Here is a 20,467-nt window from a genome sequence, read left to right on the forward strand (position 1 = left end):
CCGGCGTCGAGGGTGCGGATGACGACCTTCTTCCCGGCGAACTCGGCGAACACGGCGGAGTAGGCGGTGACCTGCTCGTCGTGGGTGGGCTCGGTGGGGCGGTCCAGGAAGCAGAACTCGGTGCGCAGCAGGCCCACGCCCTCGGCGCCGGCGGCCGCGGCGGCGGCGGCGTCCTTGCCGGTGGCGACGTTGGCCAGCAGGGGCACGGGGTGCCCGTCGGCGAGCCGGTTGGCCCCGGTGAAGCCCCCGGCCAGGGCGGCGGCCTGGGCGGCCCACGCCGCGGCCGCGGCCTCCTGCTCGGGGCCGGGGCCGGTGGCCACGGTCCCGGCGGCGCCGTCGACGTACACGGGTGTGCCGTCCGGGATGGTGTCCACGCCGGGGGCGGCGACCACGGCGGGCAGGCCCAGGGCCCGGGCCAGGATCGCGGTGTGGGACTGCGGGCCGCCGCCGGAGGTGACCAGGGCCAGGACCCGGGCCGGGTCCAGGGTCGCGGTGTCGGCCGGGGCCAGGTCGTGGGCGGCGAGCACGAACGGGGTCGGGGAGGCCGGGATGCCCGGGGCGGGCAGGCCGCGCAGCTCGGCCACGATCCGGGCGCGCACGTCCAGGACGTCCGCGGCGCGCTCGGCCATGTATCCGCCCAGGGACTCCAGCTTCGCCGCGACCGCGGCCCCGGACTCCCACACCGCCCGCTCGGCCGAGCGGGCACCCCCCTCGGCTGAGGGGTCCAGCAGCTTCACGGCGCCCTTGACCAGCATCGGGTCCGCGGCCATCAGCGCGGTCGCCTCCAGCACGCCCCGCGCCTCCCCCGCAGCGGCCGCGGCACGGTCCTTCAGCGCCGCCTGGACGGCCTTGGACGCGGACCGGATCCGCTCCGCCTCCACCACCGCGTCCTGCCCCGGGACCGGCCCCGGCACCGGCTCGGCCACCGGCGCCGGCATCTGCAGCACCGGCCCCACAACCCGCCCCGGAGTCACACCGACACCGTGAAACTGCTCCATGATTCGACCTCGGACTCTCTGTCGCCTCAGGCGGCGACGGGGACGGCTTCGGCGGTCTCGGGCGCCTTCTTGCCAACGTAGCGCTTGAGGGCGATGGTGGCCAGAGCCGTCACCACGACGCCCGCGGCGATCGAGACGACCCACATGATGAAGTTGTCGATCGCGAAGAAGACGAAGATGCCGCCGTGGGGAGCCTTGGAACCGGCGCCGAAGGCCATCGACAGCGCGCCCGTCAGGGCGCCGCCGAGCATCGAGGCCGGGATGACCCGCAGCGGGTCGGCCGCGGCGAACGGGATCGCGCCCTCAGAGATGAACGACGCGCCCAGAAGCCATGCCGCCTTGCCGTTCTCGTGCTCGGTGGCGTTGAAGTTCTTGTGGTCGAGCACGGTGGCCAGGGCCATCGCCAGCGGCGGGACCATGCCCGCGGCCATGACGGCCGCCATGATCTGGTACGGGGCTGCGTTGGCGGCGCTGCCGGCGCTCAGGCCGGCGACCGCGAAGGCGTAGGCCACCTTGTTCACCGGGCCGCCCAGGTCGAAGCACATCATGAGGCCGAGGATGATTCCGAGGATGACGGCGGTCGCGCCGCTCATCCCGGTCAGCCAGTCGTTGAGGGCCTTGGTGATGAAGGCGATCGGGCCGCCGAGGACCACGAACAGCAGGCCGGACGCGATGATCGAGGCGACGAGCGGGATGATCGCCACCGGCATGAGTCCGCGCAGCCAGCGGGGTGCCGGGAGCGACGCGAGCCAGTGCGCGACGTAGCCGGCCAGGAGGCCGCCCACGATGCCGCCGAGGAATCCTGCGCCCATGAACCCTGCGACAGCGCCTGCGACGAAGCCGGGGGCGATGCCCGGGCGGTCGGCGAGCGCGTAGGCGATGTAGCCGGCGAGCGCCGGGACGAGGAAGCCCATCGACAGAGCGCCGATCTTGAACAGCACCGCGCCGATGTACGCGCCGAGCGGTCCCCAAGCCTGCGGGCCGAACTCGGTCGGGAGGCTGAACAGGTTGTTCTGGACCACGATCGTGTCCGCGTACTTCGTGATGTCGAAGCCGCCGAGGAGGAAGCCCAGTGCGATGAGCAGGCCGCCGCCGGCGACGAAGGGGATCATGTAGCTCACGCCCGTGAGGAGCGAGCGCTTGAGCTTGCCGCCGAACGACTCGGCGCGGTCAGAGCCGGAGGCCGACGACGACGCGCCCGCCGCCGCGACAACGCGCCGCCCGTTGGGGTCGGCCGCCACGGACAGGGCCTCGTCGATCATGACGCCGGGCTCGTCGATGCCGCGCTTGACCGGCGACTGCACGTACGGCTTCCCGGCGAAGCGCTCCTTGTCGCGGACGTCCACGTCCACTGCGAAGACCACCGCGTCGGCGGCGTCGATGACAGACTGCGCGAGCGGCGTCGCCCCCGCGGAGCCCTGGGTCTCGACCTGCACGTCGACGCCCTTGTCCTTGCCCGCCGCGACGAGTGAGTCGGCCGCCATGTACGTGTGCGCGATGCCGGTCGGGCAGGCGGTGACGGCGACGATGCGGCGCGCTGAGCCCCCGCCTGTGGAGGACGCGGCGCCCGCCGAGACGGCGCCTGCGGACGATGCGGCGCCTGCCGAGGCGCCACCTGCTGCCACGGCACCTGCGGTGGCCGGTGCAGGGGCAGAGAGGCCGAGGGCATCGTTGACGAGGGAGACGACTTCGTGCTGGCTCCCGGCCGCGCGGAGCGATGCGGTGAAGTCCTTCTTGATGAGGCTGCGGGCCAGCTTGGCCAGGAGCTTGAGGTGCTGCTGGTCGGCGCCCTCGGGGGCGGCGATGAAGAAGACGATGTCTGCCGGGCCGTCCTTGGCGCCGAAGTCCACCGGCTGGGACAGGCGGGCCATCGCGAGGGACGGCACCGTGACGGCGGTTGAACGGCAGTGCGGGATGGCGATCCCGCCGGGGACACCGGTGGCGGTCTTCTGCTCGCGCGCGTACGCGTCGGCGAAGAGTCCCTCCACCTCCGTGGCGCGGCCGGCGTCGGCCACCAGGCCGGCCAGGTGCCGGATGACGTCGGCGGGCGACGAACCCAGCGACGCGTCGAGCACGACGAGCTCGGGGCTGAGGAGTTCGGTCATGGTCAGTCCTTCGTGACAAGGGCCGTGACGGTCACGGCAGAGGGATTGGTCTGGTTCACTGCCGGGACGGTTGACCCCGGCAGGGACGCGGCGGCGGCCCCGTGGGCCACCGCCTGACGGAGGCGGCCCTCGGCGTCCGCCCCGGACAGGTCGGCCAGGAGGTACCCGGCCAACGACGAGTCGCCGGCACCCACGGTGCTGACGGCACGGATGGGGGAGTGGGTCGCGTGCCAGGCGCCCTCTGCCGTCACGAGGACGGCCCCCTTCGATCCCAGCGTGGCGAGCACGGCGCCGACGCCGGCCTCCACGAGGGCACGCGCTGCCTTCGCCGCGCGCTCCGGCGAGGCTTCCAGCTCGGCGGGGGTGCCGGCGTCGTGCATCCCCACCATCGCGGCGAGCTCGGAGAGCTCGTCCGCGTTGGGCTTGAGCAGCTCCGGCTTCCCCTTCAGTGACGCCGCGAGGGGAGCCCCCGAGGAGTCGACCGCGACCTTGGGGGCCGCGCCGTCGAACGACGGGTCGGTGCGGATCCGCTCCGCCGCCGTGGCGTAGAAGTCAGCCGGCACCCCCGGGGGCACCGAGCCGGCGAGCACGACCCACGAGGCGCCGCGGGCCCGCTCGACGAGGAGCTCCAGGAGCTGCTCCTGGAGCTCCTCCGAGAGCTCCGGGCCCGGCTCGTTGACCTTCGTGGTGACGCCGTCCGGCTCGGTCAGGGCAACGTTCGAGCGCAGGGGCGCGCCGATCTTGAGCGCGGCGAACGGAACGCCAATCGCCTCGAGGCCAGTGAGGACGGGGTCGGCCGGGTCGCCGGGGAGGACGGCGAGGGTGTCGAGGCCGGAGGCCTTGAGGGCGCGGGAGACGTTCACGCCCTTGCCGCCCGACTCCTGCCGGACCGACACCGCGCGCTGCACCTCACCCCGCTCGAGGGGTCCGCCGAGCTCGACCGTGCGGTCGAGGCTCGGGTTCGCGGTCAGGGTCACGATCATCAGATGCCTGCCTCCACTACTTCCACTCCGGCCTCCGCGAGCGCGTCGGCCATCTCGCCCCGGGGGGCGCGGTCGGTCACGATGACGTCCAGCTGGTCGAGGCGCGCGAACTGCACGAGCGTCTCCACGCCGAACTTGCTGTGGTCAGCCAGCACGACGACGCGCCGTGCGCAGCGGACGAAGGCGGCCTTGACGGACGCCTCCTCGACGTCCGGGGTGCTGAGCCCGAACGTCGCGTGGATCCCGTTCGCGCCCATGAAGACGAGGTCGGGGCGGAGGCGCTCGACGGCGTCGACCGTGGCTGGCCCCACCGCCGCCCGGGTGAGCGGGCGGATCCGGCCGCCGAGGAGCTGGACCGAGAGCGACGCGTCCGTCGCGAGCTTGTCCGCGATGGGGAGGGCGTTGGTGACGACGACGAGCTCCTTGCCGTCCGGCCGGGACCCCATGAGCCGCTCGGCGAGCGCCTCGGTGGAGCTCCCGGCGTCCAGGAGCACGCTGCCGGCGCGGGACGAGACGACGAGGGCGGCCGCCGCCTCCGCCATCGCACGCTTCTCGAGGAGGTTCTGCACCTGCCGCTCGAGGAGGCTGGGCTCCGCGGTGCTCGCACGCTCCGCGGGCACGGCGCCCCCGTGCACACGGCGGAGGACTCCGGCGGTTTCGAGGGTGGCAAGATCCCGGCGGACAGTCTCGGTGGTGACCGAGAAGCGCTCTGCGAGTTCCGTGACGCTCACGCGCCCGATCTCGGCCACGCGCTCGGCCACCAGCCGCTGCCGTTCCTCCGCGAACATTGCTTCTCCTCGACGCCCTTGTCGTCCGTCGGCCGCTTCCGGCGGCGCCCTTCAGTCTGTGGCTCCCATCACATTCATGTGGGATTGATTGACTGTATCTGTGTTTATGTGGGGTTGTCAACAGTTCCCACGCAAACGCAGATCGGCCCGGTGGAGAATGTCTCCACCGGGCCGATCTGAGGGGGTCGAGGTCGAATGCGGCGGGCGGGGGCCCGCCGGTCTCCTAGACCTCGCGCGTGTCGTGGTGCGTGATGGTGTCGCCCGTCTCAGGGTCAACCATGCGGCGCGACTCGCGCACTCGGCGGCGAGGGCCGGAGTTCATCATGACGAGGGAGATGACGAGTCCGAGGACGCCGACGCCGATGAGGATGTAGCCGATGAGCGTCTGGTCAACATAGGGGATCAAGCCTGGGGTGATGGCGAACGCAAGGATCGCGCCGATCGCGATGAGGAAGATGGATGCACCGATGCCCATAATGAGCTCCTTCCGTCGCTGCGGGTGCTGGGGGCAGCGCTTTGCGCCCGCTGGACCGCGGGCTTGCAGATGTACTTCCCCGCCGCGGCCCGGGTGAAACAGCTCTGGTCAGGGGGTAAGCCGATGGCGAAGCCGCGCGGGCGTTGGGCGCGGCGCGGGGATACGCTGAGGAGATGGCGAAGAAGAACGTCGCCCTGCGCATCGCGCAGGACACAGCCCATCAGGCCATGTTCGACTCCCAGGGCCAGGCGAAGCCCGCCGTCCACCGCGCGCTGCTGAGGGCTGTGGACGTGCAGCGCCCGCTGGTCCTCGCCAATCTGCGCCGCATGCGGCGGCAGCATCCGAAGGACAGCCCTGCCCAGCTGAGCGCCCGCCTCGAGCGGGATTATCTCCGGGCGGTTGCCGGCGGCGGCGCGGCGGTCGGCGGTACCGCGGCCGTCCCGGGCGTGGGCACCGTCGCGTCCCTGGGGCTGTCGGCTGCCGCGACGATCGGCTTCCTCGAGGCGACCGCCTTCTATGCGGCGTCGGTCGCAGAGCTGCACGGGGTGCACCTCGAAGACCCTGAGCGCGCCCGCACCACGGTCATGGCCCTCATGCTGGGGGAGGAGGGGGCCGCGCTCCTGTCCGCCTTCAGCGGCCAGGCCCTGGGCCGGGGCGGGAGCACCACCCGCGCGTGGGGAACCGCGCTCAACCGCTCCGTCCCCTCGTCAGCGCTGAAGGCCATCCAGAGCACGGTGCAGAAGCGCTTCCTGAAGTGGATGGTCAAGAAGCAGGGCAGTGCCATGCTCGGGCGCGCCCTGCCGTTCGGGGTCGGCGCGGTGGTCGGCGGCGCGGGCAACCTCGTCATGGGCCGCGCCGTCGTGAAAGCGGCGCGGGAAGCGTTCGGCCCGGCGCCCGATGTCCTCCCCGGTGAGTTCCACGTGAAACCGAATGAGGTTGATGCGTTCCGGGGCGCTCTGCTCTCGTCCGAGCCCCTCGAGCCCGCCGAAACCCCCGAGCAGGCCGTGGAGCGGGAGATCGAGGAGCGCCGGGCCCGCTTGCGCGGAGAAGGCCGCGGAGAAGCCTGAGCTGGGCTCTCCCCGCTCCCGGACGACGCCGCCGGTGGCCGCAGCGTGCGGCCGTGCGCGCCACCTGATACGTTGCCTCCATTCGTGCCGTGACCGGGGGGTCATGAGGTCTGGGGGGAAACTGTGGGGATTAGCCTGTCGCGTCGCCAGCGTGCGTCGCTTTCGGTGAGCGTGGCGGCATCGACGGTGGTGCTGGGCCTCGTGCTCGGAGCCGCCGGCTGCATGCCGTCCGCGGATCCGGCCGGCACGGAGAGCGCCGAGAGCCGGCCGCAGACGTCGGAGCGGGCAGCCCCGGAGGCCGGCCAGCCGCCGTCGCACGCTGTTGCCGCGGCCGACGCCCCGGCGGCGCCCGCGACGGAGCGGAGCACCGAGCAGGCCGCCGAGCCAGCAGCAGAGCTTCCCGTGGCCGAGATCCCTGCCGTGCCGACGCCGTGGCGGCGGATCCAGCCGATCCATCCGGCGGGGCCAGGGCGGGCCTCTGCGGGGCTCGTCGTGGTTCCCCTCGCGCAGGATCCGGCGCCGGCTGCCCCAGCGCCCTCGGCGCCGGCCGCCCCGGCACCCGAGCCTCCGCGGTGCACGACGCCGCCGTTCGTCGCGGCGCCGCCCCCGGAATACGGCTCCGGGATCCCTGCGATGCGGCTCGATGTCGTTCCGGCATGGGACCTCCAGGCGCCGGCCGGACTCGAGGCCGCGGCAGCAGTGGAGTGGTGGGCGGGCAACGGGCCGACCCACGTCGCCGCCGCCGCGCAGCGGGCGCTCGCGGACGCTGCCGCCGCACCGGAGGAGGTCTCGCGCGACGCCGTCCTCGTCGGCTTCCTCACCGATGGCCTCCTGCAGACGAAGACCCTTCAGGACCGCATCGCGGCCTATCAGACCATCGCCCTCGGCGTGCCGGCGGTCGCGCAGGCCGCGCAGGCCCCACTCGACTCGGGAGATCCGGCGGTGGTCGCCGAGTTCCTGCGCCGGGGGCAGTACGCGGCCGCCGTCGAGGGCGTGGCTGCGACGGCCCGGGGCGCTGTGCTCCGCGCCGCCGAGCGTGCCCTCGCTGACGGCACCCGTGAGGCGCTCATGGAGTTCCTCCGCACCGGGATGCTCGAGGCTCAGGCAGCCAACGACCGCCAGTCGGTGTACGCGCTACTGACAGCCGCGACGCCCGCCGTCTGGGCCGCCGCGCAGGACGCGCTTGCGGCCCACGACCCGCTCGTCGTGGTCGAGTTCCTCCGCGCCGGCCAGTACGCCGCGGCGGCGAAGGACGCCTGCGCCTAGCAGTTGGCCCGGCGTCCTGGCGTCAGCCGCCGAAGACGGCGTGCGCGACGGCGAAGATGAGCAGCCCCGCCAGGGCGCCGACCACGGTGCCGTTGATCCGGATGAACTGGAGGTCCTTGCCGACCTGCAGCTCGATCTTCTGGGACGTCTCCTCGGCATCCCAGCGCGCCACCGTGTCCTCGATGACGCCGGCGATGTCGCTGCGGTACGTGGCGACGACGTACGACGCCGCGTCGGCCACCCACGCGTTGACCTTGCCGGCGAGCTCCTCGTCTTCGACCAGCCGGGCGCCGAAGTCCCGGACCGCCGTGGTGAACCGGTGGTGGAGCTCGCTGTGGGGGTTTGCGACCGCCTCGAGGAGGGCCTTCTTGATCGTGGCCCACGTGCGGCCGGCGAGGTCGCGCACCTGCGGGTCTCCGAGGACCTGGGCCTTGATGCCCTCCGCCCGGGCGATCATCTTCGGATCGTGCTGGAGGTCCTTGGCGAGCTCCTTGAGGTAGGCGTCGATGGAGCGGCGCACCTGGTGGTCGGGGTCGGACTGCACCGCGGCCACGAACTTGGAGATCTCGATGTAGACCTTGTCCCCCACGAGGTCATTCGCGAAACTCGGCACCCAGGACGGCGAGCGGTCGGACACGACCCGCGTGACGGCGTCGTAGTTCCCGGCCACCCAGTCCGCGGCGCGGTCCACGAGCATGTCCACGAGCTGGTGGTGGTGCCCCGCCTCGAAGACGCGCTCCGCGAGCCGCCCGACCGGCGGCCCCCAGGGCGGGGCGAGCAGGTGCCGCCGCACCATCCCCTCGATGACGGCCTGCACGTCGTCGTCGTTGAGCACGGTGAAGAGGCCGTGCACGACGGCGGCGCCCTCCTTCGCGACCCGCTCGGCCCCGGCGGGGCTCGCCAGCCAGGTGCCGGCCTTCCGGGCGACATCGACCGTCTCGAGCTTGGTCCTGACCACGGCCGAGGAGAGGAAGTTGTCCCGCACGAAGGCGCTCAGGGACGCGCCGATCGCGTCCTTCCGGGTCGGGATGATCGCCGTGTGGGGGATGGGCAGCCCCATCGGGTGGCGGAACAGGGCCGTCACCGCGAACCAGTCCGCGAGGGCACCGACCATGCCGCCCTCGGCGGCCGCGCGGACGTACTGGAGCCACGGGAACCGCTCCTGGAGGGCGAAGGACACTGCGAAGATGACGGCCATCACCAGCAGGAGAGACAGCGCGAAGGCCTTCATGCGCTTCAGGGCCGCGGCCTTCTCGGCGTCGCCGGGGCTGAGCCCGGGCCCTGTCGCCGAGGACGTGCCCATGAGCCGGTTGAGCGTCACCATAGGGCAACCCTACCGGCGTCCTGCCGACAGCCGGCTGTCCCTGCCACGGCCCGGGGAAGCCGGATGCCCTGCCGGAGGGGGGACCGACAGGGCATCCGGGGTCAGGGGCCGTTTCCGGCGCGCAGCTAGTTCTGCGCGGGGATCTGGCCGATCGCGTCAGCCGCGCTCGGCTCAGAGGCCGTCTTGTTCCACGGCATCCTGGCGAGGGCATTGCCCATGGCGCAGGTATTCGTGGCCGCGGAGAACGCGAGGCCGGCACCGATGGCGCCGGAGAGCGCGCGCAGCTTGGGGGAGACGAACTTCCCCGCCACGAGGCCGGCCACCACGAGCCCGCCTGCGGCCATGCGGACCTGCCGTTCGAGCGCCCACCGCTGGGCACCGCGGACCACGTCGCCGCCAGCCGCGGCGAAGGCCGGCACGCCGCCCTCGAGGATGAGGGCCGAACCCATGCCCGCGCCGTCGAGCCTCTGCCGCGCCTGCTCGGCGCGCACGCCGGACTGGCACACCAGCACGACCCGCTTGCCGAGGCGCTCGGCGAGGTCCTCGGTGTGCTCGGAGAGCAGGGGGAGCGGGACGTTGTACGAGCCGCGGATGTGCTGCGTCTCGAACTCGGCCGCCGATCGGACGTCGATCACGATGAGGTCCTCGTGCGTGTCGATCCACGCGCGCAGCGTCTGGGGGCTCAGGGTGGTGGCGGTCTGAGTGCCGTCGGTCATGTCTTCCTTTCGCAGGGGTGTGGGGCGCGCCGGGGGAGGCGCGCCCCACGGGTCAGGGGGTGGGCTGAGGCGGGCTGGGTCAGCCGGCCGAGACGGTCTCCTGGGAGTCCTTCCAGGCCTTCCAGCCGGCGTAGGAGCCGTCGAGCTCCACCACGTCGTACCCGGCGCGGCGCAGGGCGCTCGCGGCCACCGAGTTGCGGACGCCGGACTGGCAGTAGCTCACGATCACGCCGTCCGAGGGCAGCTGATCGGTGTGCCACAGGACGCGGCTGGCGCTCAGCTGGACGGAGCCGGGGATGTTCCCAGCGGCGAACTCGCCCTTGTTGCGCACATCCAGCAGGAGTGCGGCGTCGAAGCCCTCGAGCTCCTTCGGGTCCAGGACCTTCGGGGTCTCCATGGGCAGGCCGTCGAGCGTCGGGGTGAAGCCAGCGACGTCGTCGATCCCGACGCGCACGAGGTGGTCCTGCATCTCGCGGGCGGAGGCCTGGTCCGGGGCGAGGAGCACCAGCGGGCGGGAGTCGGCCTCGGGGTTGTAGGCCCAGGCGCCGTAGGTGGCCATCTTTCCGCCGGCCGGGATGTTGAGCGACCCCGCGACTGTGCCCTCGTGGACCTCGGCGTTGTGACGCGTGTCAACGAACGTGATGCGGTCCGCGGCGAGGTCCTCTGCGATGCCCGCGTTGTCGAGCTGGGGCAGTTCGCCGCGCTCGCCCATGACGGCCGGGCCCTGGCGGTTCTGGCGCTTCATGCGGCCGAAGTAGGCGTGCGCGTCCGGCTGGCCGTCGAGGAGCTCGTTCACGAAGCCCTCCTCGTCATTGGCCGCGAGGTACGGAGCCCACCACGAGAAGAGGCGCTCGTAGCCCACCGTGGTGGATGGGATCGAGCCGAGGGCCTTGCCGCAGGCGCTGCCGGAGCCGTGGCCCGGGTGCACCTGGACGTGGTCGGGGAGCGTGAGGAACTTCTCCTGCAGGCTCTTGAAGAGCAGGCGTGCGCCCTCGAACCGGGTGTTGACGCCGCCGGCGGCCTCGTCGAGCAGGTCCGGGCGGCCGAGGTCGCCGGCGAACACGAAGTCGCCGGAGAGCAGGTAGCCGGCCTGGTCGGCGAACGCGCCGTCGGTGACGAGGAACGAGAGGTGCTCCGGGGTGTGGCCGGGCGTGTGCAGCGCCTTGATGGTGATATTTCCGAGGGCGATCTGGCTGCCGTCCTGGAGGCGCTCGGCCTCGAAGCCGTACTGCCAGTCATCGCCGCCCTCGCCGGAGACGTACATCGTGGCGCCCGTCGCGGCGGCGAGCTCACGCGTGCCGGAGAGGTAGTCGGCGTGGATGTGGGTCTCGGTCACGGCGACGATCTTCATCCCGTTCGCCGCGGCGAGCTCAAGGTAGGGGGCGATGTCGCGGCGGGCGTCGACCACGATGGCCTCCCCTTTCGCCTGGCAGCCGATCATGTAGCCGGCCTGGGCGAGGTCCTCGTCGTAGATGCGCTCGAGCAGCATGGCTTTCTCCTTCCGGATCCTTTATACCCCTAGGGGTATCTCCTGTCCTCAACAATAATACCTCTGGGGGTATCGCGCAAACTCCGTCGGAGCGGGGTGCGCTGCGCCCCCGTCCCGCACTCCGGCGACGCGTGGGTCGGCTACCCTAGGCGCCATGACCAGCCCTCGTCCCCTCGTCTACGCCCATCGCGGCGCGAGCGCCCGGTTCGCCGAGCACACCCGCGCCGCCTACCTCCAGGCTCTTGCCGAGGGAGCGGACGGGGTCGAGTGCGACGTCCACCTCACGAGGGACCAGCACGTCGTCCTGCTCCACGACGCCAATCTCGACCGCACCTCGACCGGCACGGGGCCGGTGGCCGAGAGGACGCTCGCCCAGCTGCGGGAGCTGGACTTCTCCTCGTGGAAGGGCGTCCGCATCCCGGACGAGTTCGGCGCCGCAAGCCAGCAGCTCCTGACCCTGCCCGAGCTCCTGGACCTCCTCGCTGCCGCGGCACGGCCAGTGGGCCTCGCCATCGAGTTCAAGCACCCCACCCCCTACCGGTTCCGGCTCGAGGACCGCGTCCTCGACCTCCTCGCCGCCCGCGGGTGGGAGCCCGAGTCCTCGGTGGTGGGAAACGTGGCGGTGAGCTTCATGAGCTTCGACCCCGAGGCGATCGAGTACCTCCTCGAGCGCGTCCCCGCCCGGCATGTGTGCATGCTCGTCGACGACGTGACAGTCGACGAGCTGCGGGAGTCCACGGCTCTCGGCGCCTTCACGGGCGGCGCCGTCGCCAATGTCCTCAAAGCGGCCCAGCGCGATGCCGAGGAGATCCTCGACACCGGCCGCGTCGGCGTCGCCGGCCCCGGGATCTCCTACGTGCGCGAGAACCCGAACCGCGTCCGCGCCTGGCTCAAGGCGGGGCTCACCTTCCGTGTCTGGACCGTCGACTCGCCCGAGGACGTCCAGCACTGCCTCGACGTGGGCATCCAGCAGATCACCACCAACAGGCCCGCTGAGGTCCTCACCCAGGTGAAGGCGGCGGCTGTTGGCTGACGCGGACCATCCGGACGCGCCTGCCTCGCCCCAGCCCGCACACGACGGCGGCGCCCCGCCGTCGCTGCTGCGCTCGCCGGCCGCGCGGGTTGGTGCCTCGATCTCCGTCGCCACCGGTCTCTACGGCATCTCCTTCGGCGCCCTCGGCGTCGCCTCGGGGCTCGACGTGCTCCAGACGATGGCGCTGAGCCTGCTCATGTTCACCGGGGGCTCCCAGTTCGCGTTCATCGGCGTCGTGGCGGGCGGCGGCTCGGGGACTGCGGCCGCGGCCGCGGCGACGCTCCTGGGCATCCGCAACGCCGTGTACGGGATGCAGCTCAACGCCATGTTCTCCCCTAGGGGGTGGCGGCGCTTCGTGGCGCCGCAGTTCACGATCGACGAATCGACAGCCACCGCCGTCGGTCAGGACTCGCAGGTCGAGCAGCGCCGGGGGTTCTGGGTCGCCGGCCTGGGCGTGTTCGTGCTGTGGAACGTCTTCACGGCCGTCGGCGCGTTCGCGGGCAACGCCCTCGGCGACCCGAAGCAGTTGGGCCTCGACGGCGCCGCCGTGGCCGCGTTTCTCGGGCTGCTCTGGCCGCGGCTCAAGGGCCGCGAGCCGATCGCCATCGCCGTGGTCTGCGCCCTGGCCACAGTCCTCGCCGTACCGTTGATCCCCTCCGGCGTTCCGATCCTCGTCGCGGCCGTGGTCGCGGCCGTGCTCGGCTGGGTCAGCCACGCCCGGGCCCAGGCGCGGCAGGCCGCCGGCCTCGGTGTCGAGGGACTCGGCCCGGACATCGACCCGTACGAGGGCCAGTCCCTCTCCCGCCGCGGCTCGGCGGGCCGCGAGGGTGAGGCGCCGGCGGACGGCGAGGGGCGGCGTCGTGCGTCGGATCCCGGCGGCGGGGGCGAGCCGGATGCGGACGGAGGCCGAGCGTGAGCCTCTGGGGGTGGATCCTCGTGGCGTGCGCCGCGGCGTACGCGCTGAAGCTGCTCGGCTACCTGCTGCCGCGGCGGTGGATGGAGAACGAGCGGATGCTGCGGATCGCGGGCACCGTGACGATCGGGCTGCTCGCCTCACTGACGGCGGTCAACGCGGTGGCGGCAGGGCAGGCACTCGTGCTCGACGCCCGGCTGGGGGCGCTCGTGGCAGCTGCCCTCGCGCTCGCCCTGCGGGCCCCGTTCCTCGTCGTGGTGATCGCAGGGGCTGCCGCAGCGGCGCTCCTGCGGATGCTCGGCTGGGGGTAGGCAGCCCGCGCCGGACGGCGGGACATGTGTCGCCGGCGGCTGGCGTCCCTTACTGCTTGGGCGGCGGCTGCTGGCCGTAGCCCTCCTGGGGCTGTTGGCCGTAGGGGCCTGCCTGTGGCGGCTGCTGGCCGTAGGGCTGCTGCCCATACGGCTGCTGGCCGTACTGCTCGGGCTGCTGGGCGTACGGCTGCTGGCCATAGGCGCCCTGCGGCGCATAGCCGGCCGGAGCCCGCATGAGGGCGCCCTTGCCGAAGTACTGGTACTGGCCGTAGCCGAGCAGCGGCAGGAACACGATCGGCAGCAGCACGAGGCCCACGGTCCAGGCGTTGTCCTTGCCGAACGACTTGGAGAGGTCGTTCATGACGAAGATCCACATCACCAGCGAGACGATCCAACCGACTGCGTTCAGGAAGGGGATCACCGAGCAGGCGACGATCACCCAGAACCACCAGGTCGGGCGGCCGACGATCTGGGTGATCAGGACGTACTGGTTGTAGAAGGGCACATAGGCTTCCCACGCTGGCCGTCCGGCCTTGGTGAAGATGCCCATGAGCAGCAGGCCGGCGACCGCGAGGCCGATCACGGCGGAGATGAGGCCGAACACGATGGCAAAGCCCGTGGCGGCGGCGGAGTTCCCATAGGTCGTCGACGCGGCGACGGTGAGAGTCGTCATGGCAGCGACCCTAGCTGGGTTTGATCCGCGCGCCCATGGGCAGGACTTCCCTTTTCCCAGAATTAATCAGGGCGTCACACGGGCGGCGCTCAGAGAGGGAGGTCGACGTCGGGGATCGGCTCGAGCGGGGGCAGGGGACGGTTCTCCCGGTGGGTCCGGATCGCATCCTCGACGAGGGCCACGTACCGCTGCCACGCGAAGGAGCCCGGCTCCACGGTGTCGCCCGCGCCGATCAGCATTGCGACGAGGCGGACCATGTCGATGAGGCGGAGCTCCTCGCGGAGCGTGCCCTGCTGCTGGCCGCGCTGCAGCAGCACGCCCATGGACTCGATGAGCTTCCCCGCGAGCCCCACGAGGAGCGCGCGCCGGCCGGCGACGGCCGAGAGCAGGTGGTGCTCCTCGTTGGCGACCTGCATGACGGCGCCCAGCACGTCGACCAGCCCCGCGGCCGCGTCCGGGTTCTCGAGCGCGAGCTCGGTGACGGGATCGACCTTCACCTTGAGCTGCCGCTCGATGGCCGCGAGGACGAGTTCCTCCTTGTCCGCAAAGTTGCGGAAGAGGGTCGCGGGGCCCACGCCCGCGCGGTCGGCCACGGTCTTGAGGGACACATGCGGCCCCTCGTCGCGGAAGCAGTCGAGCGCTGCGCTGATGATCTTCTCGATGTTGCGCGCCGCGTCCGCACGCATCGGCTTGCGCCACGCCCGTTCCTGCTGCATTCCTCAAGGGTACTTACGAGAGTGCTGGTGTCGCCTATGTGACGGCCCGCTCTCGAGAGCCGTCTCCTGCCGGTGCGCCTCCTCCTGCCCGGGGCACACGACGGCGGTGGCAGACTGGGGCGCATGATCGTCGCCTTCTCCGTCGCCCCCTCCGGTCCCGCCCCCGACGCCGTGCGCGCCGCCGCCGGCGGGGACGCGCCGTCGTCCGTGCCGTCCGATTCAGTGCACGAAGCCGTGGCCGCCGCCGTCAGGGTGGTCCGCGAATCGGGTCTGCCCAACCGCACGAGCTCGATGTTCACGGAGATCGAAGGCGACTGGGACGAGGTCATGGACGTGGTCAAGCGGGCCACGGAGGCCGTGGGCCGGTACGGGTCCCGGGTCTCGCTCGTGCTCAAGGCGGACATCCGGCCCGGGCGTACGGGGGAGATCGAAGGCAAGGTCGAGCGGCTCGAGAAGGCGATCGCCCAGCAGGGCCTGGAGCACGCGGGCTGACCCGGGGGCCTGTGGCGGAGGGCAGTGGCGGAGGGCCTGTCGCAGACCCGGCCGGGGTGCCAGACTGGCCGGATGGTGGAGCACGTGGCCAAGCCCGAATGGATCGACGTTGAACGCTGGCTGACCGACACCGTGGTCAAGCCCGGCCCCGAGCACGAGCGGGCGCTCCGCACCGCCGTCGAGCGCGGGATGCCCCCGATCGAGGTCCAGCCGACCTCCGGGAAGCTCCTGGCACTGCTCGTGCGGATCTCGGGGGCACGGCGCGTGCTCGAGATTGGAACGCTCGCAGGTTTCAGCAGCATCTGGATGGGCCAGGCTCTCCCAGAGGGCGGTCACCTCGACACACTGGAGTACCTCCCCGAGCACGCAGGCGTCGCCCGCGAGAACCTCGCCGCGGCCGGGCTCGCCGACCGTGTCACCGTGCACGTGGGGGCCGCCCTCGACACGCTTCCTTCGCTCAGCGGCCCGTACGACCTCGTGTTCATCGACGCCGACAAGCAGAACAATGTCGCCTACCTCGAGTGGGCGGTGCGCCTGGGGCGTCCGGGGACCGTCGTCGTGCTGGACAACGCCGTCTGGGAGGGGACGCTCCTCGACCCGGCGCAGGACGAGGCCAATGCCCCCTCGATCGTCTCCGCCCTCGAGTTACTGGGTGGGTCCCTGTTCGACGCGACGGTCGTCCAGACAGCGGGGTCCAAGGGCTGGGACGGCTTCGCGCTCGGAGTCGTCCGCGCCCAGGACGATGGCTGACTCTGAGGAGGCAGCCAAGGCGTTCGAGATCGCCGACGCCACTCCGGCGGACGCGGAGGCGGTCCTCGCCGTGAAGGACCAGGCCTGGCGCGAGGCCTACGCGCATCTCCTGCCGGCCGAGTACCTCGCCGGACCCATGGACGGCGGCCCCGAACGCACCGAGAGGTGGCGGGGGTACCTGACGCCCGACGGCGCGCGGCGGTTCGCGCTCGTGCACCGCGGTGGGCGCGTGGTCGGCTTCGCCGGTGCGGGCCCCGCCCTCGACGAGGACTGCCCGGCCCCTCTCCAGCTCTACACCGCCTACGTCCTGGCCGAGATGTACGGAACCGGGGCGGCCCATGCGGTGGTCGAGCGGGTGCTCGGGGAGCAGCCCGCCCTCCTCTGGGTCTTCGAGGACAACCCGCGGGCGCGGGCGTTCTACGCGAAGCTCGGCTTCGTCCCGGACGGGGCACGCCAGCTGGCGGAGTTCCGCGGCCGCTTCGTGTCGGAGATCAGGATGGTCCGCGAGCCTCCGCCGCCCCGATGAGGGGCACGGAGCGACGGGGGCCCAAGGCCCCTATCCGCCGTCGCTCCGCTTGGGTTGGCTGGTGCTGGAGATCCCCCCTGACGAGAGGTTCATGATGAAGGCGCTTGTCTACCACGGCCCGGGCCAGAAGGCGTGGGAGGACGTCCCTGATCCGGTCATCCAGGATCCCACCGATGCGATCGTGAAGGTGGAGACCACCACGATCTGCGGAACGGACCTCCACATCCTCAAAGGCGACGTCCCCGCGGTCACCGACGGCCGCATCCTGGGCCATGAGGGCGTGGGCGTCGTGACTCAGGTCGGGCCGGAGTGCACGAAGGTCAAGGTCGGCGACCGCGTGATTATCTCGTGCATCAGCAAGTGCATGGCCTGCGACTTCTGCCTGTCCGGGCTGACCTCCCACTGCCGGACTCTGGGCGGGATCGGCTGGATCTTCGGCCACCTCATCGACGGCACCCAGGCCGAGTACGTGCGCGTGCCCTTCGCAGACAACGGACTCATTCCCCTGCCCGAGGGCGTCACTGCCGAGCAGGGGGCCATGCTCAGCGACATCCTCCCCACCGGGTACGAGATCGGGGTCCTCTACGGCGGGGTCAAGGAGGGCGACGAGGTGGCCGTCATCGGGGCCGGGCCGGTCGGGCTCGCGGCGATCATGACAGCCGGTCCACTGGGGGCGACGAAGGTCATCGCCGTGGACGGGAACGAGTACCGGCTCGAGCAGGCCCTCGCGTTCGGGGCCACGGACACGCTGAAGGCCGGCGGGGGAGACCCGGCCGCGGAGCTCAAGAAGCTCAGCCGCGACGGCCTCGGTGTCGACGTCGCCATCGAGGCCGTGGGCATTCCCGAGACCTTCGAGCTGGCCGTCGACTCGATCCGACCGGGCGGACGCGTCGCCAACGTCGGTGTCCACGGCAAGCCGGTGACGTTCCCGATCGACCGCGACTGGATCAACAACATCACCATCACCACCGGCCTCGTGAATGCCACGACCGCGCCCGACCTCCTGGAGAAGATCAAGGGGGGAGAGATCGATCCCGCGAAGTTCGTCACCCACCGCTTCACCTTCGAGAACATCCTCGACGCGTACGAGACGTTCGCCAATGCCGCCGGGGAGAAGGCCCTCAAGGTCATCATCGGCGCTCAGGAGGCCTGATCCCGGGGGTAGCGTTGGAGGCATGCATGCTGTGAGGGCCGGGGCCTGATGGCCCGGGACAGGGAGAGGAGCGGAGGTCCGGTCGCGGGCCTCTATCCCATCAGCACCGGCAGCGCCGAGCTCGTCCCCGACGGCGATTCCTCGGACGGGTGGCTCCTGAAGATCAACGGAGTCCAGAGCTCCCACGTCGTTCTCGGGGACCCGCTGCGGCTCGACTTCGAGTACATGCGGTGGATCGTGGCGCTTGTCGAGGACCGCTTCGACCCCGGCGGTCGGTCCCGGCTCCGCGTCCTCCACCAGGGCGGCGGGGGCTGCTCGATGCCGAGGTACGTCGCCGCCCGGTACCCCGACGCCCGGCAGGTCGTCGTGGAACTCGACGCGCAGCTCGCCGAGTACGTGCGCCAGTGGTTCGACCTGCCTAGGGCGCCTCTCCTGCGCATCCGTGTGGGGGAGGCGCGTGAGGTCACGGAGTCCCTCACGCCCGGGACGCGGGACGTCGTGATCCGTGACGTGTTCGCAGGCCCGTACACCCCGCACCCGCTCACGACGGTCGAGTTCACGCAGGCCTCGGCAAGGCTCCTCGACGCCGGCGGGATCTACCTCGCGAACATCGGCAGCGCGCCGGACCAAGTGACCGCCCGGATCGAGGCCGCCGCCATCGCCGAGGTGTTCCCCCACGTCGCGATCGTCGCCGACCCCGCGATGCTCAAGGGACGCCGCTACGGGAACATCATCATTGCCGGAAGCGCGGATCCGGTCGAAGGCTCGGCCGTGCTTCGCCGCCGTCTGCTCGGCGGTGCCATGCCAGCCCACTTCTGGGACGACGCGCAGGTCAGGGCGTGGATCGGCCCCACCCGCGCCCGGCGGGATCCTGCCGAGCCGGAGACCGCGTCCGGGGAGCCGGGCGGGCGCAATCGCGCGTAACGAAGGCTGGCTCCTCCGCGACAGGGCGTAAGCTGGAAGCTTCCCACCCGTTGGCAGGCAGTGGCGCCTGCCGTCAAGCATCAGGGTGCGCGGTGACAGTGATGGGGATCGATGACGATTGCACATGCGGCGCAAGGCCTCGCAGAGGCGACGGCATACGGCGTGAAGGGGGTCCTGCTCCCGGACGGCACGCGGCTCATCCGCTCTGTGCCTCTCGGCCTTGAGCACGAAGCGGAGTTCGCCGCTGATCAGGCTCGCCTCGCCCGGGCACGCGTCCACCGAGCCCGGGCCCGGGGGCTGAACCTCCTCGGACGCGCCGCGGTTGTTGCCATGGGGCTGGCCCTCGGCTACCTCGTCTTCGCGCAGCGGATCGACCTTGTGGTCGCCGGAGTCACTGCGCTCTTCCTCCTGGCCGCGCCGGAGCTGCTGGCCCGAGTCTCCGGCAGGCTCGAGCGTCGGCGGGTGCTGGCGCTCGAGAGCATCGCCTTCACGCGGGAACTCGTCGAGCGGGGAGTCCCGGGCATCGGCGCGCTCCCGTCCTCTGAGCGCCATGCGCTCTATCCCGAGCTGCTGGCAGGCAGGGCCGTCGACGTCGCCGGCCGGCGGATCTCCCTCGTGCGGACAGCCGAGGGATCGCTCGAGCTCCGCGTCACCACCGCCCCGGCAGCCGCGGCCTAGGAATCCTCGCCCCGCTCCTCGCCAGTCCCCAGCAGCATTGACCGCGACAGCTCGGACTGCCGCTTGAGGGCGTCCGCGACGGCCGCCACGGATGGCTGCCGCAGCGAGTCTGCGCGCAGGACCATCCAATAGGGCAGCTGCTCCCGGAAGTAGTCCGGCAGCAGCCGCACGAGGTCCTCGTGGCGGTCCGCCATGAAGCAGGGGAGGAATCCCACGCCGGCCCCCGCCCGCGTCGCCTCCACATGCACGAACACGTTCGTGGAGGTGAGCCCGTCCCGCATCTCGGGGGCCAGCCGGCGCGGCGCGTCGAGGTCGTCGACCTGAAGCATCGAGTCCACGAAGTAGACGAGCCCGTGGCGCGCCATCTCCTCTGGAGTCCCGGGCGTCCCGTGCCGGGCCAGATAGTCCCGCGAGGCGTACATCCCGAGCGTGTAGTCCCCCAGGCGCACGGCCTGTGCGCGGTGGACCTGTGGTTCCCCCACCACCACCTCGATGTCGACCCCCGACCGCTGTTGCATCGCGCGCCGGGTCACGGTCACGAGTTCCACCGTCAGGCCCGGGTGCTCGGCCCGCAGACCTGCCACCGCGGGCGAGGCGATGTATGCGCTGAAGCCGTCCGTCGCCGTCATCCGCACCACCCCGGCAACCGGGTCCTCCGCGCCCTCGCCCAGCCTCGACACCGCCGCTGCGACCTGCTCGGCAACGCCCACGGCCTGTTCGCCGAGCGGTGTCAGCTCCCAGCCCCCTGCCGAGCGCACGAGGACCCGGCCGCCGAGAGACTTCTCCAGCGCCGCGATCTTGCGTGCCACAGTGGTGTGGTTGAGGCCCAGGCCCTCGCCCGCCGTCGTGAACTTCCCGGAACGGGAGACCTCGAGCAGGACGAGGAGCAGATCTGGGGAGGGGGCCGGCGTCGCCATGCGCCCACAGTAGCCCGGTGCGCGGCCGCTGATCTGCACTTCTGCAGAGCAAGCGTGCCCATTTGGCCATTGAGTGCGCAATACCGCCCAGTAAATACTCAAGGGAACACGTGATGGGCGTCATACCGAGAAGACGCCCGCACGGCACCATTTGTGAGCCGTGTCAGCGA

General features: G+C 71.7%; 22 protein-coding genes. 11 read left to right on the top strand and 11 right to left on the bottom strand.

All coding sequences use genetic code 11. The features are described from left to right. The 5 genes from ABD298_RS00005 to ABD298_RS00025 all read right to left on the bottom strand — a co-directional run. Positions 1 to 998, bottom strand: a 998-nt coding sequence (locus ABD298_RS00005; RefSeq protein WP_344297258.1) for a PEP-utilizing enzyme, incomplete at its 3' end; no start/stop codon positions are given. A gap of 26 nt (positions 999 to 1,024) precedes the next feature. Then, on the bottom strand, positions 1,025 to 3,103 hold the full coding sequence (locus tag ABD298_RS00010; protein WP_344297260.1) for a PTS fructose transporter subunit IIABC: 2,079 nt from the start codon (positions 3,101 to 3,103) through the stop codon (positions 1,025 to 1,027). Between the two features lie 2 nt (positions 3,104 to 3,105). After that, positions 3,106 to 4,086 (bottom strand): 1-phosphofructokinase family hexose kinase, encoded by a 981-nt coding sequence (locus tag ABD298_RS00015; protein WP_344297262.1) that lies wholly within the window; start codon positions 4,084 to 4,086, stop codon positions 3,106 to 3,108. Next, positions 4,086 to 4,874, bottom strand: a complete 789-nt coding sequence (locus tag ABD298_RS00020) for a DeoR/GlpR family DNA-binding transcription regulator (protein WP_344297264.1) — start codon at positions 4,872 to 4,874, stop codon at positions 4,086 to 4,088. The genes ABD298_RS00015 and ABD298_RS00020 overlap by 1 nt, the downstream gene beginning before the upstream one ends. A 223-nt stretch (positions 4,875 to 5,097) precedes the next feature. Then, positions 5,098 to 5,349, bottom strand: coding sequence for a DUF6458 family protein (locus tag ABD298_RS00025; RefSeq protein WP_344297266.1), 252 nt, complete (start codon positions 5,347 to 5,349; stop codon positions 5,098 to 5,100). A 173-nt stretch (positions 5,350 to 5,522) separates the two neighbouring features. On the opposite strand from ABD298_RS00025, the gene ABD298_RS00030 reads away from it, so the two are divergent. Continuing rightward, positions 5,523 to 6,416 carry a hypothetical protein gene (locus tag ABD298_RS00030; RefSeq protein ID WP_344297268.1) on the top strand — a complete coding sequence of 298 codons (894 nt, stop codon included), beginning with the start codon at positions 5,523 to 5,525 and terminating at the stop codon, positions 6,414 to 6,416. Positions 6,417 to 6,587: 171 nt separating this feature from the next. Beyond that, entirely contained in the window at positions 6,588 to 7,682 is a 1,095-nt protein-coding gene (locus ABD298_RS00035; RefSeq protein WP_344297270.1) for a hypothetical protein, read from the top strand. A gap of 22 nt (positions 7,683 to 7,704) precedes the next feature. Here ABD298_RS00035 and ABD298_RS00040 read toward each other — a convergent pair whose 3' ends face one another. The 3 genes from ABD298_RS00040 to ABD298_RS00050 form a co-directional block, all read right to left on the bottom strand. Next, complete coding sequence (locus ABD298_RS00040; RefSeq protein WP_344297272.1) at positions 7,705 to 9,006, bottom strand: DUF445 domain-containing protein; 1,302 nt, start codon at positions 9,004 to 9,006, stop codon at positions 7,705 to 7,707. 125 nt (positions 9,007 to 9,131) lie between these two features. After that, positions 9,132 to 9,722, bottom strand: coding sequence for a rhodanese-like domain-containing protein (locus ABD298_RS00045; RefSeq protein WP_344297274.1), 591 nt, complete (start codon positions 9,720 to 9,722; stop codon positions 9,132 to 9,134). 79 nt (positions 9,723 to 9,801) lie between these two features. After that, on the bottom strand, positions 9,802 to 11,211 hold the full coding sequence (locus tag ABD298_RS00050; RefSeq protein ID WP_344297276.1) for an MBL fold metallo-hydrolase: 1,410 nt from the start codon (positions 11,209 to 11,211) through the stop codon (positions 9,802 to 9,804). A 154-nt stretch (positions 11,212 to 11,365) separates the two neighbouring features. Here ABD298_RS00050 and ABD298_RS00055 point away from each other — a divergent pair, with 154 nt between their 5' ends. From ABD298_RS00055 to ABD298_RS00065, 3 genes are all read left to right on the top strand, one after another. After that, positions 11,366 to 12,244 (top strand): glycerophosphodiester phosphodiesterase, encoded by an 879-nt coding sequence (locus tag ABD298_RS00055; RefSeq protein WP_344297278.1) that lies wholly within the window; start codon positions 11,366 to 11,368, stop codon positions 12,242 to 12,244. A gap of 67 nt (positions 12,245 to 12,311) precedes the next feature. Further along, the gene (locus tag ABD298_RS00060) at positions 12,312 to 13,160 is read left to right on the top strand and encodes an AzlC family ABC transporter permease (RefSeq protein WP_344297566.1); all 849 of its coding nucleotides are present in this window, start codon (positions 12,312 to 12,314) and stop codon (positions 13,158 to 13,160) included. Beyond that, positions 13,157 to 13,468, top strand: a complete 312-nt coding sequence (locus tag ABD298_RS00065; RefSeq protein WP_344297280.1) for an AzlD domain-containing protein — start codon at positions 13,157 to 13,159, stop codon at positions 13,466 to 13,468. Before ABD298_RS00060 ends, ABD298_RS00065 begins: the two co-directional genes overlap by 4 nt. 49 nt (positions 13,469 to 13,517) lie before the next feature. On the opposite strand, the gene ABD298_RS00070 is transcribed toward ABD298_RS00065, so the two are convergent. Next, positions 13,518 to 14,141, bottom strand: a complete 624-nt coding sequence (locus ABD298_RS00070; protein ID WP_344297282.1) for a DUF5684 domain-containing protein — start codon at positions 14,139 to 14,141, stop codon at positions 13,518 to 13,520. An 89-nt stretch (positions 14,142 to 14,230) separates the two neighbouring features. Next, positions 14,231 to 14,857 carry a TetR/AcrR family transcriptional regulator gene (locus tag ABD298_RS00075; RefSeq protein ID WP_344297284.1) on the bottom strand — a complete coding sequence of 209 codons (627 nt, stop codon included), beginning with the start codon at positions 14,855 to 14,857 and terminating at the stop codon, positions 14,231 to 14,233. Between the two features lie 123 nt (positions 14,858 to 14,980). Between ABD298_RS00075 and ABD298_RS00080 the strand changes: the two genes are divergently transcribed. From ABD298_RS00080 to ABD298_RS00105, 6 genes are all read left to right on the top strand, one after another. Next, positions 14,981 to 15,349: a thiamine-binding protein gene (locus ABD298_RS00080; RefSeq protein WP_344297286.1), complete on the top strand. Its 369-nt coding sequence runs from the start codon at positions 14,981 to 14,983 to the stop codon at positions 15,347 to 15,349. Between the two features lie 72 nt (positions 15,350 to 15,421). Continuing rightward, entirely contained in the window at positions 15,422 to 16,099 is a 678-nt protein-coding gene (locus ABD298_RS00085) for an O-methyltransferase (RefSeq protein ID WP_344297288.1), read from the top strand. Further along, complete coding sequence (locus tag ABD298_RS00090; protein WP_344297290.1) at positions 16,092 to 16,625, top strand: GNAT family N-acetyltransferase; 534 nt, start codon at positions 16,092 to 16,094, stop codon at positions 16,623 to 16,625. Before ABD298_RS00085 ends, ABD298_RS00090 begins: the two co-directional genes overlap by 8 nt. 94 nt (positions 16,626 to 16,719) lie before the next feature. Beyond that, on the top strand, positions 16,720 to 17,778 hold the full coding sequence (locus ABD298_RS00095) for a zinc-dependent alcohol dehydrogenase family protein (RefSeq protein WP_344297568.1): 1,059 nt from the start codon (positions 16,720 to 16,722) through the stop codon (positions 17,776 to 17,778). A 48-nt stretch (positions 17,779 to 17,826) separates the two neighbouring features. Beyond that, the gene (locus tag ABD298_RS00100; RefSeq protein ID WP_344297292.1) at positions 17,827 to 18,702 is read left to right on the top strand and encodes a spermidine synthase; all 876 of its coding nucleotides are present in this window, start codon (positions 17,827 to 17,829) and stop codon (positions 18,700 to 18,702) included. Positions 18,703 to 18,813: 111 nt separating this feature from the next. Next, positions 18,814 to 19,380, top strand: coding sequence for a hypothetical protein (locus ABD298_RS00105; protein ID WP_344297294.1), 567 nt, complete (start codon positions 18,814 to 18,816; stop codon positions 19,378 to 19,380). Here the strand turns inward: ABD298_RS00105 and ABD298_RS00110 are convergent. After that, positions 19,377 to 20,297 (bottom strand): LysR family transcriptional regulator, encoded by a 921-nt coding sequence (locus tag ABD298_RS00110; RefSeq protein ID WP_344297296.1) that lies wholly within the window; start codon positions 20,295 to 20,297, stop codon positions 19,377 to 19,379. The two genes, ABD298_RS00105 and ABD298_RS00110, sit on opposite strands and share 4 nt — an antisense overlap. Positions 20,298 to 20,467 lie beyond the last annotated feature (170 nt).

It is taken from the genome of Sinomonas flava (assembly GCF_039531875.1).
In the GTDB taxonomy this organism is placed as follows: Bacteria; Actinomycetota; Actinomycetes; order Actinomycetales; family Micrococcaceae; genus Sinomonas; species Sinomonas flava.

Bases quoted from the DNA above. Each gene is read 5' to 3' on its own strand.
- ABD298_RS00010 (WP_344297260.1), bottom strand. From the start codon at position 3,103: ATGACCGAACTCCTCAGCCCCGAGCTCGTCGTGCTCGACGCGTCGCTG.
- ABD298_RS00015 (WP_344297262.1), bottom strand. From the start codon at position 4,086: ATGATCGTGACCCTGACCGCGAACCCGAGCCTCGACCGCACGGTCGAG.
- ABD298_RS00020 (WP_344297264.1), bottom strand. From the start codon at position 4,874: ATGTTCGCGGAGGAACGGCAGCGGCTGGTGGCCGAGCGCGTGGCCGAG.
- ABD298_RS00025 (WP_344297266.1), bottom strand. From the start codon at position 5,349: ATGGGCATCGGTGCATCCATCTTCCTCATCGCGATCGGCGCGATCCTT.
- ABD298_RS00030 (WP_344297268.1), top strand. From the start codon at position 5,523: ATGGCGAAGAAGAACGTCGCCCTGCGCATCGCGCAGGACACAGCCCAT.
- ABD298_RS00040 (WP_344297272.1), bottom strand. From the start codon at position 9,006: ATGGTGACGCTCAACCGGCTCATGGGCACGTCCTCGGCGACAGGGCCC.
- ABD298_RS00045 (WP_344297274.1), bottom strand. From the start codon at position 9,722: ATGACCGACGGCACTCAGACCGCCACCACCCTGAGCCCCCAGACGCTG.
- ABD298_RS00050 (WP_344297276.1), bottom strand. From the start codon at position 11,211: ATGCTGCTCGAGCGCATCTACGACGAGGACCTCGCCCAGGCCGGCTAC.
- ABD298_RS00055 (WP_344297278.1), top strand. From the start codon at position 11,366: ATGACCAGCCCTCGTCCCCTCGTCTACGCCCATCGCGGCGCGAGCGCC.
- ABD298_RS00070 (WP_344297282.1), bottom strand. From the start codon at position 14,141: ATGACGACTCTCACCGTCGCCGCGTCGACGACCTATGGGAACTCCGCC.
- ABD298_RS00075 (WP_344297284.1), bottom strand. From the start codon at position 14,857: ATGCAGCAGGAACGGGCGTGGCGCAAGCCGATGCGTGCGGACGCGGCG.
- ABD298_RS00080 (WP_344297286.1), top strand. From the start codon at position 14,981: ATGATCGTCGCCTTCTCCGTCGCCCCCTCCGGTCCCGCCCCCGACGCC.
- ABD298_RS00085 (WP_344297288.1), top strand. From the start codon at position 15,422: ATGGTGGAGCACGTGGCCAAGCCCGAATGGATCGACGTTGAACGCTGG.
- ABD298_RS00090 (WP_344297290.1), top strand. From the start codon at position 16,092: ATGGCTGACTCTGAGGAGGCAGCCAAGGCGTTCGAGATCGCCGACGCC.
- ABD298_RS00095 (WP_344297568.1), top strand. From the start codon at position 16,720: ATGAAGGCGCTTGTCTACCACGGCCCGGGCCAGAAGGCGTGGGAGGAC.
- ABD298_RS00100 (WP_344297292.1), top strand. From the start codon at position 17,827: ATGGCCCGGGACAGGGAGAGGAGCGGAGGTCCGGTCGCGGGCCTCTAT.
- ABD298_RS00105 (WP_344297294.1), top strand. From the start codon at position 18,814: ATGACGATTGCACATGCGGCGCAAGGCCTCGCAGAGGCGACGGCATAC.
- ABD298_RS00110 (WP_344297296.1), bottom strand. From the start codon at position 20,297: ATGGCGACGCCGGCCCCCTCCCCAGATCTGCTCCTCGTCCTGCTCGAG.